The following is a 13,776-nucleotide window of genomic DNA, read 5'->3' as shown; positions in this document are numbered from 1 at the left end:
GAGTTTCGACATGAACCGATTTGCATCCAGTGGCCTGCTGACCCTGTGTCTGTTGAGCCTCGGCCTCCAACAAGCCCAAGCCCATTCGGCGGACGAACACGCCGGGCACAAGGCCCCGGCCAGCAATACTCAGGAACACGCGCAGGTGAAGTTCGCCAACGTGCCGCTGCTCGACCAGAACGGCAAAACCGTGCGCCTTGAACAAGACCTGGTGCAGGGCAAAATCGTCGTCATGAGCTTCATCTACACCAGTTGCACCACGGTGTGCCCGGTGGTCTCGTCGATCATGGGCAAGGTGCAGAAACAACTCGGTGCGCGGGTCGGCGAAGAAGTGCAACTGGTGTCGATCAGCATCGACCCGCAGCGCGACGACCCGAAACGCCTGCAGGATTATGCGCGCACATTCCAGCGCGGGCCGGGCTGGAGCTGGCTGACCGGCTCGCCGCAGTCGATCAATGAAACCCTCAAGGGCCTCGGCAGTTTCAGCGGCGACCTGAAGAGCCATCAACCGCTGATCCTCGTCGGCGACGGCAACAGCCGCCACTGGATGCGCTACTACGGCTTCACCGATCCGGCGCTGCTGGCCAAGGAAGTGGAAAAACTCAGCGGCTTGCGCACCCACGCCAAACACACCGCCATCGCCATGGAGCAACAGCCATGAGACTGCTCGACTGGATCTCCCTGACCGTGTGCTTCTGGATCTTCAGCACCGTGGCGTTTGCCCACGAAGGCCATGCCCCTGAGGCACCAGCGGCGGTTGCCGCCGCGCCGGCGACAGGCACCCACGACGCGAAAACCTGGTTCACCGACACGCCTTTACAGGATCAGAACGGCGAGACCCTGCGCTTCTATAGCGATGCGCTGCAAAACCGCATCGTCCTGCTTAACGTGATCTTCACCAGTTGCAATGACGCGTGTCCGCTGATCACCCAAAAGCTCAAGGAAGTCCGCGAGCTGCTGGGCGACAAGGCCTCGGACATCACCTTCATTTCCCTTACCAGTGACCCGCTGCGCGACACGCCGGCGGTGCTCAAGGCTTACACCTTGAAGCAGGGTTCCGATGACCCTCATTGGCTTTTTCTTACCGGCGACAAAGCGCAGATGGACCTGGTATTGAGCCGCATCGGCCAGATCGTGCCGACGCCCGAGCAACACTCTACGCAGCTGATCGTCGGCGATGTCGCCAATAAACGCTGGAGCAAAATCCGTCCCGACGCCCCGGCCGCCGCCATTGCCCAGCGCTTGCAGTTGCTGACAATGCCCGTGGCTGGCCGCTGAGTCCGCGCCATGAACCTGAGCCGCGTCCTCGCCCTCATCCTGCTCGCTGGCCTCAGCCTTGGCGCGAGCGCTGCGCCGTTGACACCGGAAGAGGCGGCGGGCAAGCGTCTTTATCGCCAAGGCCTGTCGGCCAGTGGCGAAGCGATCATGGCACGGGTTGGCGCGGCGGATGTGCTGCTGCCGGCGACCAGCCTGCCGTGCGCCAATTGCCACGGTGCCGATGGTCTTGGTCGGCCTGAAGGCGGCGTGCGTCCCCCCGAGTTGAACTGGGCGCGACTGACCAGCACGTATGGCCAGCAACAGGTCAACGGCCGCAGTTATCCGGCCTACAGCGAGAGCAGTCTTGCCACGGCTATCGAGCAGGGCCGCGACCCCGGCCACAATCGTCTCGACCCGAGCATGCCGCGCTTTCTGCTGTCGATGAAGGATCAGCGCAACCTCACCGCCTATCTCAAACGCCTCGCCGATGAGCGCGATCCCGGCCTCGATGCCGAGACCTTGCATCTGGGCACCTTGCTGCCCAGCCAAGGGCCGCTGGCCGAGGAGGGCGCGACGGTGGCGGCGGTACTCAACGGCAGTGTGGCGCAGATCAATCAAGCCGGCGGCATACATGGGCGGCAACTGCGCCTGACGGTGATCGATCCCGGTCCGGACCGCGCCAGTGCCGAGCAGGCTCTGCAACAGTTGATCGAGCAGGAACAGGTGTTCGCGTTGATCGCGCCGCTGGCGCCGGCCCTCGACAGTGACTTGGGGCTGCGCCTGGAACAGGCCGGCGTGCCGCTGATCGGGCCGATGTCGATCCTCGGCACCCTGCAGGCCAGTCCGCAGATTTTCGAACCCTTGCCGGGATTGCCTGAACAGTTGATCGCGCTGGCCGATTACGCCACGGCAAGCCTGCGTGTGCTGCAAGGGCCGACGCTGATTGCTTATCCCGATGACCCTGCACAAACGCTGGCCGCGCAAAACCTTGGCCAGTATTTGCAGGATCACGGCTGGCAAAAAGTCCGTCTGCAAGCCTACGACCATGCTGCAGATGCGCTACCGCTGGGGTCGCGCTCGGTGTTCTATCTGGGCAACGGCGGCGGTTTCAGTCGTCTGGCGACGCGGCTGCAAAGCGCCGGGCAAGTGCCTTATCTGTTTGCCGCCTCCAGCCAGGTGGCCGGCGATCTGCTGCAAGTTCCCGACGGCTTCACCCGACGGGTGTTCCTCGCCTATCCGTTCGTGCCCAGCGACTGGACCGAGGCCGGGCGCATGGCCCTGACGTTACTGCGTGAAGGCCAGGGCCTCGGCGCCCAGCACGCGGTGCTGCAAGTCGGCGCTTACACCTCGATGCTGCTGCTCAGCGAAGGCATGAAGCAGGCCGGCCGCGACGCCAGCCGGGAAAAACTGGTGGCGGCGCTGGAAGGCCTGCACGACTTCGACACCGGCCTGACCCCGCGCCTGAGCTTCGGCCCCGGTCGACGCCTGGGCTTGAGTGGCGCGCATGTGGTCACTGTGGATTTGCCCGATCAGCGTTTCTATCTGGTCGCGCCCTATAAACCGATTGTTGCCAGCCCCTGAACGGAGGCCCCGATCATGAAACTCTCAACGCTGATCTTGTTGCTGACTTGCTGGCTGCCGCTGGCGTGGGCGAATAACGAGCCGGCCGTGGCGCGGGTCAATGGCGAGGAAATATCCGGGTTTCGCTTCGAGCGCTTCTTCGCTGAATACCTGGAAGATCAGGGCCGTGCGGTGACGAGCATTCGCAGTCCCAAGGCCTACAAGGAACTGCGTCAGGCGGCGTTGCAAATGCTGATCGACAAAGAATTGCTGTGGCAGGAATCGCAGAAACGCGGGCGGCAGATCGACGAGCAAGCGGTGCGTCAGCAGATCGAGCAAACCCGCATCGCCATCGGCGGCGCGGATAAATTTGTCCGGCGCTTGCAGGATGCCGGTTTCGATGAGGCGTCCTTCACCGAGTACACCCGCCGCGAACTGGCGGCGCAGCAGATGTTCGCCGAACTGATCCGCGCCAATACCTTGCAACCCCGCCACCTGCTGATCCGCGTGCCCGCGCAAGCGGATGCAGCCACAGTCGCCGCAGCGCGTCTACGCTTGATGCAAATGCGCGCGCCGATTGCCGAGGCCGCGACGTTTGCCAGCCAACCGCTGCGTTCACCGTTCGGCTGGCATGTGATTTATTTGCAGAACCACTTGGAGGCCGCCGATGTCCCAGATTTACAGGGGCTGGATACAGTCAGGGCAGAGCTCGCCCGACAGCAACAGACCCAGGCTCGTCGTCAGGTGCTCGCGCAATTACGGGTGCAGAACAGGATCGAACGAATTGACGACGACTGAAGGTTCCCCCCCAATAGTGGGGAATGGCTTCGATGCCCATTCAGGTGCTTCCCCGTTTCTGGGGAACGGGGTACCGGGACGAGCGGGCATTGTCATTAAATTCAAGGACATGAAGAGATAAAATTACCGGAACTCAGCCTGGCATGAAGTGTGCGTTACCCCTGGTAAGGCGCACTCTCAGGGCGGGGTCATCGGACCTGCTGTTTCAAGGAGTCGACCTTGGTTAACAAAGTACTGGTTGTCGAAGACGAACAGCTGCTTGCACAAAACCTTCAGGATTATCTGTCGGCGCAAGGGCTGGAAGTCGCGATTGCACATGACGGAGCGACGGCTATCGGTTTGGCCGAAACCTTTGCCCCCGACGTGCTGGTGTTCGATTACCGCTTGCCCGATATGGAAGGCTTTGAGGTGCTCGACGCGGTCCGCCAGAACAGGACGTGCCATTTTGTGCTGATAACGGGTCACCCGACCGCCGAAGTCTGTGAGCGGGCGCGGCAACTGGGGGTCAGCCACATCCTGTTCAAACCGTTTCCCTTGGCGGAACTGGCGCGGGCGGTCTGCGACCTTCTGGGCATCAAGCGCGAAGCGAAACCCGGTGCGAGCCCCTCCGAGGGCTTTGTCGAACGACGCCAGAGCAGGACCGAGAGCTTCCCGTTGCAGTTGTACGATGGCAGTTGGGTGTTGGCGGATCGGCGACGACAGTCGCGCGCCATGGCACCCGACGAAGATCAAATGCTCACCGGGGAGTAATGGCGCGATCAGACGTTCCGGCACTTGCCGCCAAGGTTTGCCGCGCCGACAGGGCTCTAAGCCCCGGTTGGAGAGCAAGCCATGGAACGTCTGTCCGTTGTCGTCGAACCGCTGCCGGCCGCAAGCGCCCCCGAGCGCTTTTCCAGTGAGCAGCTGGCCCAGGCCCGGGCGCGGGCCGCCACCTCTGGCGAACGCGTGCTTGAAGCCCTCGGCGTGCTCTGTGAACTGGCGCCGATGCCGTTCATTCACACCCTCGGCGCCACCCTGCATTACCCGGTGCTCGACACCGACAGCCTGTTTCAAGCGACGCCGGTATTCGACCGGGTCACCCTCGCACAATGCCTGAAACGTGAATTCATCCTGCTGCGCCACAATGACGAAGTCATCGGTGTATTCGCCGACCCCTTCGACCCGGCGCGCCTGGCCTGGATCGACGATTGCCTGCACGGCGCACCGCTGCATCTGGTCCACGCCGATGACCTCAAAGCCTATCTGGCCCGTCACGAAGAAAGCTTCCACGCCGTCGAATCGCTGAACGCTCAGGGCGACACGCATAACGAAATCGACACCTTGCAAAGCCTGTCACTGACCAGCATCAGCGAAGACGCCAGCAGCGTGGTGAAACTGGTCAACTCGACCCTCTACGACGCGCTGAAAATGCACGCCAGCGACATCCACCTCGGCACCACCGGCCACGGTCTGGTGATCAAGTACCGCATCGACGGCGTGCTCAACAACATCAGCAAAGTCCAGGGCAACGAGTTCGCCGAGCAGGTGATTTCGCGGGTCAAGGTCATGGCTGAACTGGATATCGGCGAAAAACGCGTGCCGCAGGACGGTCGCTTCAAGATCGGTATCAGCGGCCGCCAGATCGACTTTCGCGTGTCGATCATGCCGAGCATCTTTGGCGAAGACGCGGTGCTGCGGGTGCTCGACAAACAGGACCTCGCCGACAAGGTCTGCGGCGTGCAATTGCAGGCGCTGGGCTTTGAAGACGAAACCCTGCGCCAGTTACGCCGTCTCGCCGCCGAACCCTACGGCATGGTGCTGGTCACCGGCCCGACCGGCAGCGGCAAGACCACCACGCTGTACGCGATGATCACCGAGATCAACCACGGCGTGGACAAGATCATCACCATCGAAGACCCGGTCGAATATCAACTGCCGGGGGTGCTGCAGATCCCGGTCAATGAGAAAAAAGGCCTGACCTTCGCCCGCGGCCTGCGCTCGATCCTGCGCCACGACCCGGACAAGATCATGGTCGGCGAAATCCGTGACCCGGACACCGCACAGATCGCCGTGCAGTCGGCGCTCACCGGTCACCTGGTGTTCACCACCATCCACGCCAACAACGTCTTCGACGTGATCGGCCGCTTCACGCAAATGGAAATCGACCCCTACAGCCTGGTCTCGGCGCTTAACGCGATTCTTGCCCAGCGCCTGATCCGTCTGGTCTGCGCCAGTTGCAGCGCGCCGGTCAATCCGAGCGATGAAGAACTGCGCGCCTCGGGCCTCGATCCACAGAAAGTCGATCACTACCACTTCGTCCACGGCAAGGGCTGCGGCCACTGCCGGGGCAGCGGCTACCGCGGGCGCACGGCGATTGCCGAACTGCTGCACCTCGATGACGAGCTGCGCCAGATGATCGTCGAGCGCCAACCGATCACCCAGATCAAAGCCCTGGCCTGCGCTCGTGGTTTGCGCCTGCTGCGCGAATCGGCGCTGGAGCTGGTGGAACAAGGTCGCACCACGCTGGAGGAGATCAATCGTGTCACTTTTATCGCGTGAGCGTTTTATCGCCGTGCTCGGCGCCAGCGGTGTTGGCCTTGGTCAGCGGCGTGGCAGCGACACCCTGTGGCTGGGCAGCGTCGGTTACATCGACGAAGGCTTCCAGAGCTACGCGGTGGCGCTGGATACCCTCGATTGCCTGCTCGGTGAACATGCCCGTGCCGGTGCCGAATTGAGCGTGGTCATCTCCGGGCACTTCAGCCGCTTCTGCCTGGTGCCATGGAGCGCGCAGATCAGCAGCCCGGAAGAACTGCGCGGCTTCGCTCAACTGTGTTTCGAAGACCTGTTTGGCGCGCCGACGCAAGCCTGGAGTCTGGTGTTGTCCGCCGAGCCGGCCGGTTACGACCGCATCGCCAGCGCCTTGCCGCAAGACTTGCTCGAACGCCTGCGCACGCTGGTCAGCGCTCGCGGTTTGCGTCTGCGCTCGGTGCAGCCGTACCTGATGACGGCGTTCAACCGCTTCGACAAAAGCCTCGATGCCGGCGACTTCCTGTTCGTCGTCGCCGAGCCGCAACGCAGCGTGTTGTTGCTGGCGAGGGAAGGGCGCTGGGCTGGCGTGCGTTCGGTGGGCGGCAGCGACAGCGATGCCGCGTTGAATGCCCTGATCGGTCGCGAACGGCAGCTGCAAGCCTCGACCAGCGAACGCGCCTTCAACGTTTATCTGCATGCACCGGCGCGCCTCGATGCGCATCCGGATGTGGCGGGTGTGCAGTTGCGCACCCTTGAAGACGACTCGATGACTGTGCGTGACGGCTTGTACGTCATGTCCCGGGCGGTGGCCTGACATGCGCGCGCTCAATCTCGACTTCCAGCCGCGTCCACGTTCCGGCCCGTTAGGCTGGAGCCTGCTCGGCGGCGGTCTGCTGCTGGCGCTGCTGTGTTTCGCCGTGCAACAGCACCTCGACACGCACACCGAACAGCAACAAGGCCACCTGCAAACCACCCAGCGCCAGCTCACCGGTGACAGTGGTGCGAAGTCCACCCTGAGCCCGGCGGAAACCCGCGAGCAAGCGCAGAACCTTGCCGAAATGCGCAAGGTCTCGCAGCAACTGCGCCGGCCGTGGGAACGCCTGTTCGCCATGCTCGAAGCGATGCCGCGCGATGACGTCGCGCTGCTGACCCTGACCCCGGATGCGCGCAAAGGCCAGGTGCGGATCAGCGCCGAAGCACGGGATCTGCAAGCGATGCTCGACTTCCACAAACGTCTGGAAGCCAGCGACGAGCTGTCCGACGTCTCGCTGCTGAGCCACGAAATCGTCGTCAAATCGCCGGAGCAACCGGTGCAATTCAACCTGTCGGCGACCTGGGAGATAGGCGATGCGAATCCCTAGACTGATCGTCCACGAATACCTGCAAGGTCTCGGCGTTCCGGGTCTGGCCGGGCTGGTGCTGCTGCTGGTTGCCGTGGCCTGGGCACTCGGCGGCTTGCTGCCGGGCTGGCAATCGTTGCAGCACTTGAGCCAGCAGACTCAGGAAGCCAGCGAGTACCTGGCCAAGGTTGAAGACGGCAGCATCGCGCCGCCGGTGGTGCCGCAACGGCAGCTCGACGACTTCCGCAACAAACTGCCGGCACAGCCGCAAGCCACCGTCGCCATCGACCGCATCTACGCCCTCGCAGCCCAGGAACACATCACCCTGGCGCGCGGTGAATACGCCCTCGGCGTCGACCCGAAAACCCATCTGGCGCGCTATCAGATCCTGTTGCCGGTACGCGGCAGCTACCCGCAACTGCGCCGTTTCCTCCATGCCTTGCTCGGCCAGTTGCCGGCGGTGGTGGTGGAAGACCTTGAGTTGCAACGCAAGAAGATTGGCGACACCGACCTCAATGGCCGGATCCGTATGACCCTTTACCTGTCGAGGTCGTGATGAATACCAAGCGCGTGACAGGGTGGCTGGCGTTCTTCGGCGTGGCGGCGGCGCTGGCATGGTTGCCGGAATATTTCTCGCCGAGCGAAGACGCCGATTCCAACGAAGTGGCCGTCGCCACGCCGGGGAAAACCCGTGGCGCGCTGCCGGCGAGCACCGCCAAGGCCAAGGAGGCGCCGATCAAGGACCTGAGCCCGGCCGGCGACCTGTTTGCCGCCAAATCCTGGAAGGCCGCGCCAATCCTGGCCACGGTCACCGAACAAGCGATCAACCCGGCCACAGTGGTGCAAGCCCCGAGCCTGCCACCGGTGCCGTTTCAGTTCGTCGGCAGGCTGCATGACCGCAGCGACCTGCAAGTGTTTTTGCAGAACGGCGAAAAGATCTACGTCGTGCGCAACGGGGATGTGATCGACGACACCTGGAAGATCACCGGCATTTCTGATCTGGAATTGAGCCTGGTTTACCTGCCTTTGCATTTGTCGCAGACCTTGTCTGTGGGGAGTACGCAATGAACCGTTCCCGTTTGCTGATGAGCCTGGGCCTGTGTGCCGGGCTGGCCGCGTGCAGCTCTGCGCAGGTGGCCAACAAGGAAGCCGCCGACCTGATTGATCAGGGCCAGTACGAGGCGGGGCTGGCCCGGATCGAGGAAGGTCTGCGCGAGAACCCTCGCGACACCGAATTGCACCTGCTGCTTAACAGCGGCCGCGCCAAAGCGATCACTGCATTGCTGACCGCCGGCGACACCGACCGCTCGCGCCGCGACTTTGCTTCGGCGCGCACCGCTTACATGCGCGTGCTGACCATCGAACCGAACAACCGCCGCGCTCAGGATGCCCTCAAGCAGCTGGAATACTTGCGCACCATGGACGAGAAACTCGAGCTGGCCCGTGGCGACCTGCGTCGCGGCGACATCTACGGCGCTGATCGTCAGGTCAAACAGATCCTCGAACTCGACCCGGCCAACGCAGGCGCGCTGGAGCTGCAAGGCAACATTCGCCTGGTGCAGAGCCGCAACGTGATTGCCTACCCGCAACTGCGCACCAGGCTCGATCGGCCGGTTACCCTGGAATTTCGCGACGCCAACCTCAAGACCATTTTCGAGGTGCTGTCGCAAGTCGCCGGGCTGAATTTCATCTTCGACAAAGATCTGCGCCCAGACATGAAAGCGACGATTTTCGTGCGTGACGTGCGCATCGAAGACGCCGTGACCTTGCTGCTGCAACAGAACCAGTTGCACCAGAAAGTGGTGAACGAAAACACCTTGCTGATCTACCCGGATTCGCCACAGAAAGTGAAGGATTACCAGGAACTGGTGATGCGCACCTTCTACCTGACCAGCATCGACGCCAACACCGCGCTGAACATGGTGAAAACCATGCTCAAGACCCGCGACGTGTTCGTCGACGAACGCCTCAACACCCTGACCATGCGCGACACCGAAGACGCGATCCGCATGGCGGAAAAGCTCCTGCAATCGCAAGACCAGTCCAACCCCGAAGTGGTGCTCGAAGTCGAGGTCATGGAAGTGGCCACTCAGCGCATTCTCGACCTCGGCCTGCAATGGCCGAGCACCTTCGGTGTGGTCAACAGCGATGGTTCGCCGGTCACGCTGCTCGGACAACTCAAGGGCATCAACTCCGACCGCATCTCCATCGGCCCATCGCCGCAGGCCAAGATCAACGCGCAGGACAACGACATCAACACCCTCGCCAGTCCGGTGATTCGCGTCAGCAACCGTGAGCAGGCGCGCATCCACATCGGCCAGCGCGTGCCGATCATCAGCGCGACCTCGGTGCCGTCGACACAGGGGCCGGTGATCACTGAAAGCGTGACCTACCTGGATGTCGGTCTGAAGCTCGAAGTGACGCCCACCGTGCACCTGAACAACGAAGTGGCGATCAAGATTGCTCTCGAAGTGAGTAACGCGACGCCGCTGGAACCGACCCGCCAGGGCACGATCCCGGTGCAGGTCGACACCCGCAATGCGCAAACCTCGCTGCGTCTGCACGACGGCGAAACGCAGATCCTTGCCGGGCTGGTGCGCAACGACCACGGCGCCACCGGCAACAAGATTCCCGGCCTCGGCGATATTCCCGGGCTGGGCCGCTTGTTCGGCAGCAACAAAGACACCATCGGCAAATCGGAACTGGTGCTGTCGATCACCCCACGGATCGTGCGCAACCTGCCGTACCAGAGCCCGTCGGACATGGAGTTCTCCACCGGCACCGAAACCAGCATGCACATTCAGGCACCGGATCGTTCACAGAGCTACGTGATGCCATCGCCTGCCGCGCAGCCGCGTGCCGTCGGTGAATCGGCCGTGGCCACCACCCGCGTCACTGTCGAGAAGCCTTGATCATGAACGCCTCCCAGCGCGGTTTTACCTTGATCGAAGTCGTGGTGACGCTGGCCCTGATCGGCCTGTTGGCGAGCATGGCCGCGCCCCTGACCGAGACCCTGGTGCGGCGTGGCAAGGAGCAGGAATTGCGCAACGCGCTGTACCAGATTCGCGATGGTATCGACGCCTACAAGCGTGCCTTCGATGCCGGCTACATCGAGAAGTCGCTGAACAGCAGCGGCTACCCGCCGAACCTGAAAGTGCTGGTCGAGGGCGTGCGCGATGTGCGCAGCGCCAAAGGCGCCAAGTTCTACTTTTTACGCCGCATCCCGCGCGATCCGCTGGTGCCGGCCAAACGTGATGACGAAGGGGGTTGGGGCATACGTGCCTACAACAGTTCGGCTCAGAACCCGCGCGATGGCGAAGACGTGTTCGACGTCTACTCCCACGCCCGGGGCAAGGGCCTCAACGGTGTCGCTTACCGCGAGTGGTGAACCTCATGCGCCGGGAAAAAGGTTTTACCTTGCTGGAGTTGATGGTGGTGATGGCGATCATCGCCACGCTGATGACCATCGCGCTGCCGCGCTACTTCAACAGCCTCGAAGCGTCGAAGGAAACCACCCTGCGCCAAAGTCTGTCGGCGATGCGTGAGGCGCTGGATCACTTCTACGGCGACACCGGCCGCTACCCGGATTCCATCGAGCAACTGATCGAACAACGTTACCTGCGCAGCGCGCCCCTTGATCCGATCACCGAACGCAAAGACCAGTGGGTGCTGATCGCGCCACCGGACGGCGTTGCGGGCGGCGTGGCCGATATCAAAAGCGGTGCTACCGGGAGGGCGCGTGATGGCAGCCAGTATGCCGAGTGGTAACAGCGCGCAGCAGGGTGGCTTCACTTACCTGGGCGTGCTGTTCCTGATTGTCGTGATGGGCATGGGCCTGGCCAGTGCCGGCGAATTGTGGTCGACCGCTTCGCGCCGCGATCGCGAGAAGCAATTGCTCTGGGTCGGCACCCAATACGCTCAGGCGCTGCGCAGCTACTACCGCAGTTCGCCGGGGCTGGCGCAGTACCCGAAAGAGCTTGCTGACCTGCTCGACGATCAGCGTTTTCCCGAGGCCAGGCATCATCTGCGTCAGCTCTATCCGGACCCGATCGGTCAGGGTGAATGGGCGCTGCAACGCGGCTTCGACGGACGCATCACCGGCCTCAACAGCCCGTCGACGGAGTTGCCGTTGAAGCAGGCGGATTTCCCGACGCAGTGGTCGGACTTCGAAGGCATGCAGCGTTATTCGGACTGGCAGTTTGTTGCCGAAAAAGCCTTCCTTGAGGGCACCAATGGCCCGGCCAAAGGCCAGTCGAACTTGCCGCAGGCGTTGCAGCCATGACTCGCCAATGGTGGTGCGCGCTGATCATCACCGCTGTGGCGTGCTGCGCCCACGCCGGTGAAGAAGACGAAATGATGGGCTTCATCGTCGACGACACGATCTCGCACATCGGCCACGACTTTTACTACTCGTTCAGTGAACGCCTGCGTGACACCAGCCCGATGGATTTCAACCTGGTGGTGCGCGAGCGCCCCGACGCGCGCTGGGGCAGCCTGGTGACCGTGGAATATCAGCAACGCCTGGTGTATCGGCGCTTCCTGCCGCCGAACACCGTGGAACTGAAGGACGAGGCCTACGCGGCCGCCGACTGGGTTCGACGCCAGGTAGTCCAGCGCAAGCTGGAGGCTCTGTTGCAGGACACCACCGACCTTGAGAAGGACGAACTATGAACAGCACAACGTTCTCATGGCGCAGCGGATTCTGGACCTCGGGGTTGTTGATCGGGCTCGCCAGCGCCGCGGCTGTCCAGGCTACCGAACTGGTCTACACGCCGGTCAATCCATCGTTCGGCGGCAACCCGCTGAACGGCACCTGGCTGCTCAACAACGCCCAGGCGCAAAACGATTACGACGACCCGGACCTCAAGAGCCGTTCGAGCGTGGCCGGCACCTCGGCGCTGGAGCGCTTCACCAGTCAATTGCAATCGCGGCTGCTAGGGCAGTTGCTGGACAACATCTCCACTGGCAACACGGGGAGCCTGTCCACTGACTCTTTTATCGTCAACGTCATCGACGACTCCGGGGCACTGAGCATTGAAGTGACCGATCGAGCGACCGGTGAGGTTTCGGAAATTCAGGTGAACGGCCTCAACCCATGACGGGCTGACGGTTCCGGGGAGTGATGGACATGAAAAGAATAATCGCGCTAGGGCTGATGTTGGCGACATTACAAGGGTGCAGTCTGCGTGAGCCGATGCCGGCCGAGCAGGACACCGAAACCCCGACCCTGACTCCAAGGGCCTCGACTTATTACGACTTGCTGAAGATGCCGCGGCCCAAGGGGCGGTTGATGGCGGTGGTGTACGGCTTCCGTGATCAGACCGGGCAGTACAAGCCGACGCCTGCGAGTTCGTTTTCCACCAGCGTGACCCAAGGCGCAGCGTCGATGTTGATGGACGCGATGCAGGCCAGTGGCTGGTTTGTGGTACTGGAGCGGGAAGGGCTGCAGAACCTGTTGACCGAGCGCAAGATCATTCGCGCGTCGCAGAAGAAGCCGAATACGCCGGTGAATATTCAGGGTGAGCTGCCACCGTTGCAGGCGGCGAACATGATGCTCGAGGGCGGGATCATTGCCTATGACACTAACGTGCGTAGCGGTGGGGAAGGGGCGCGGTATCTGGGGATCGATTTGCAGCGTGAGTATCGGGTGGATCAGGTGACCGTGAATTTGCGCGCGGTGGATGTGCGTAGCGGGCAGGTGTTGGCGAATGTGATGACCAGCAAGACGATTTATTCGGTGGCGCGCAGTGCGGGGATTTTCAAGTTTATCGAGTTCAAGAAGTTGCTTGAGGCTGAGGTCGGGTATACGACTAACGAACCGGCGCAGTTGTGTGTGTTGTCGGCGATCGAGGCGGCGGTGGGGCATATGGTGGCGCAGGGGATTGAGCGGCGGTTGTGGCAGGTGGCGGGGGACGCTTCTGTGCCTTCGCAGGATGATGTTTTGAATCGGTATTTGAGCCAGAACAAGGTTGATCCGGATGCCGAGTGAACTTTTTTTGATCTTTGAGCTTGGCGGCCTGATAGCCGACCAGGCTCTGGCTGGTGTACGCAGTTCCAATTGTGGGAGCGAGCTTGCTCGCGAAGGCTTTCTGTCAGACGGTAGGGTTCTTTCTGATTGAGTACATATCCATTCCTGCGGTAACGGCCACTTAGGGTTTCGCCCTTACGGCGACTCACTTTTTTTACAAACCCCTCCGTGTCAGGCTACCTGTCGCCCTTATTGATTGACTCAAATAATCAAGAGGGCGAAGGTGAATAACCATGTCCAAAATGGGCAAACGCTACGACAACGACTTCAAAGACTGGGTCGTTC

At 62.1% G+C, this 13,776-nt stretch carries 17 protein-coding genes; all 17 read left to right on the top strand.

The features are described from left to right. Positions 1–10 precede the first annotated feature (10 nt). The 17 genes from PseuLF5_RS27705 to PseuLF5_RS27625 all read left to right on the top strand — a co-directional run bounded on the left by PseuLF5_RS27705 (position 11) and on the right by PseuLF5_RS27625 (position 13,452). Positions 11–661: an SCO family protein gene (locus tag PseuLF5_RS27705; RefSeq protein WP_123463255.1), complete on the top strand. Its 651-nt coding sequence runs from the start codon at positions 11–13 to the stop codon at positions 659–661. Beyond that, the gene (locus tag PseuLF5_RS27700) at positions 658–1,278 is read left to right on the top strand and encodes an SCO family protein (protein WP_123463253.1); all 621 of its coding nucleotides are present in this window, start codon (positions 658–660) and stop codon (positions 1,276–1,278) included. The genes PseuLF5_RS27705 and PseuLF5_RS27700 overlap by 4 nt, the downstream gene beginning before the upstream one ends. A gap of 9 nt (positions 1,279–1,287) precedes the next feature. After that, on the top strand, positions 1,288–2,838 hold the full coding sequence (locus tag PseuLF5_RS27695) for an ABC transporter substrate-binding protein (protein WP_340135079.1): 1,551 nt from the start codon (positions 1,288–1,290) through the stop codon (positions 2,836–2,838). 15 nt (positions 2,839–2,853) lie between these two features. Next, complete coding sequence (locus PseuLF5_RS27690) at positions 2,854–3,615, top strand: peptidylprolyl isomerase (RefSeq protein WP_128616011.1); 762 nt, start codon at positions 2,854–2,856, stop codon at positions 3,613–3,615. 219 nt (positions 3,616–3,834) lie between these two features. Then, positions 3,835–4,365: a response regulator gene (locus PseuLF5_RS27685; RefSeq protein WP_128616012.1), complete on the top strand. Its 531-nt coding sequence runs from the start codon at positions 3,835–3,837 to the stop codon at positions 4,363–4,365. Positions 4,366–4,446: 81 nt separating this feature from the next. After that, the gene (locus tag PseuLF5_RS27680) at positions 4,447–6,153 is read left to right on the top strand and encodes a GspE/PulE family protein (protein WP_123463244.1); all 1,707 of its coding nucleotides are present in this window, start codon (positions 4,447–4,449) and stop codon (positions 6,151–6,153) included. Further along, positions 6,134–6,937, top strand: coding sequence for a hypothetical protein (locus PseuLF5_RS27675; protein WP_123463242.1), 804 nt, complete (start codon positions 6,134–6,136; stop codon positions 6,935–6,937). The genes PseuLF5_RS27680 and PseuLF5_RS27675 overlap by 20 nt, the downstream gene beginning before the upstream one ends. A gap of 1 nt (position 6,938) precedes the next feature. Further along, positions 6,939–7,484: a PilN domain-containing protein gene (locus PseuLF5_RS27670; protein WP_340135078.1), complete on the top strand. Its 546-nt coding sequence runs from the start codon at positions 6,939–6,941 to the stop codon at positions 7,482–7,484. Beyond that, positions 7,471–8,019, top strand: a complete 549-nt coding sequence (locus tag PseuLF5_RS27665) for a GspMb/PilO family protein (protein ID WP_123463238.1) — start codon at positions 7,471–7,473, stop codon at positions 8,017–8,019. The genes PseuLF5_RS27670 and PseuLF5_RS27665 overlap by 14 nt, the downstream gene beginning before the upstream one ends. Continuing rightward, the gene (locus PseuLF5_RS27660) at positions 8,019–8,531 is read left to right on the top strand and encodes a hypothetical protein (protein ID WP_186747837.1); all 513 of its coding nucleotides are present in this window, start codon (positions 8,019–8,021) and stop codon (positions 8,529–8,531) included. The genes PseuLF5_RS27665 and PseuLF5_RS27660 overlap by 1 nt, the downstream gene beginning before the upstream one ends. Then, positions 8,528–10,375 carry a secretin N-terminal domain-containing protein gene (locus PseuLF5_RS27655; protein ID WP_267803130.1) on the top strand — a complete coding sequence of 616 codons (1,848 nt, stop codon included), beginning with the start codon at positions 8,528–8,530 and terminating at the stop codon, positions 10,373–10,375. The genes PseuLF5_RS27660 and PseuLF5_RS27655 overlap by 4 nt, the downstream gene beginning before the upstream one ends. Positions 10,376–10,377: 2 nt before the next feature. Continuing rightward, positions 10,378–10,851, top strand: a complete 474-nt coding sequence (locus PseuLF5_RS27650) for a type II secretion system protein (protein WP_123463232.1) — start codon at positions 10,378–10,380, stop codon at positions 10,849–10,851. A 5-nt stretch (positions 10,852–10,856) separates the two neighbouring features. Further along, the gene (locus PseuLF5_RS27645; RefSeq protein ID WP_064588154.1) at positions 10,857–11,231 is read left to right on the top strand and encodes a type II secretion system protein; all 375 of its coding nucleotides are present in this window, start codon (positions 10,857–10,859) and stop codon (positions 11,229–11,231) included. Beyond that, a complete protein-coding gene (locus PseuLF5_RS27640; RefSeq protein WP_340135076.1) occupies positions 11,206–11,745 on the top strand; it encodes a type II secretion system protein in 540 nt (179 codons plus the stop codon). The genes PseuLF5_RS27645 and PseuLF5_RS27640 overlap by 26 nt, the downstream gene beginning before the upstream one ends. Continuing rightward, positions 11,742–12,134: a curli production assembly/transport protein CsgE gene (gene csgE, locus PseuLF5_RS27635; protein ID WP_340135075.1), complete on the top strand. Its 393-nt coding sequence runs from the start codon at positions 11,742–11,744 to the stop codon at positions 12,132–12,134. Before PseuLF5_RS27640 ends, csgE begins: the two co-directional genes overlap by 4 nt. Then, a complete protein-coding gene (locus PseuLF5_RS27630; RefSeq protein WP_340135074.1) occupies positions 12,131–12,562 on the top strand; it encodes a curli assembly protein CsgF in 432 nt (143 codons plus the stop codon). Before csgE ends, PseuLF5_RS27630 begins: the two co-directional genes overlap by 4 nt. A 29-nt stretch (positions 12,563–12,591) precedes the next feature. Then, positions 12,592–13,452 (top strand): CsgG/HfaB family protein, encoded by an 861-nt coding sequence (locus PseuLF5_RS27625; RefSeq protein ID WP_340135072.1) that lies wholly within the window; start codon positions 12,592–12,594, stop codon positions 13,450–13,452. The last annotated feature ends 324 nt before the right edge of the window (positions 13,453–13,776 follow it).

Origin of the sequence: Pseudomonas sp. LF-5 (genome assembly GCF_037626295.1) — a bacterium.
Lineage (GTDB): Bacteria > Pseudomonadota > Gammaproteobacteria > Pseudomonadales > Pseudomonadaceae > Aquipseudomonas > Aquipseudomonas monsensis.
Note: the sequence above shows the minus strand (reverse complement) of the source record. Positions and strands in the feature narration are given on the sequence as shown.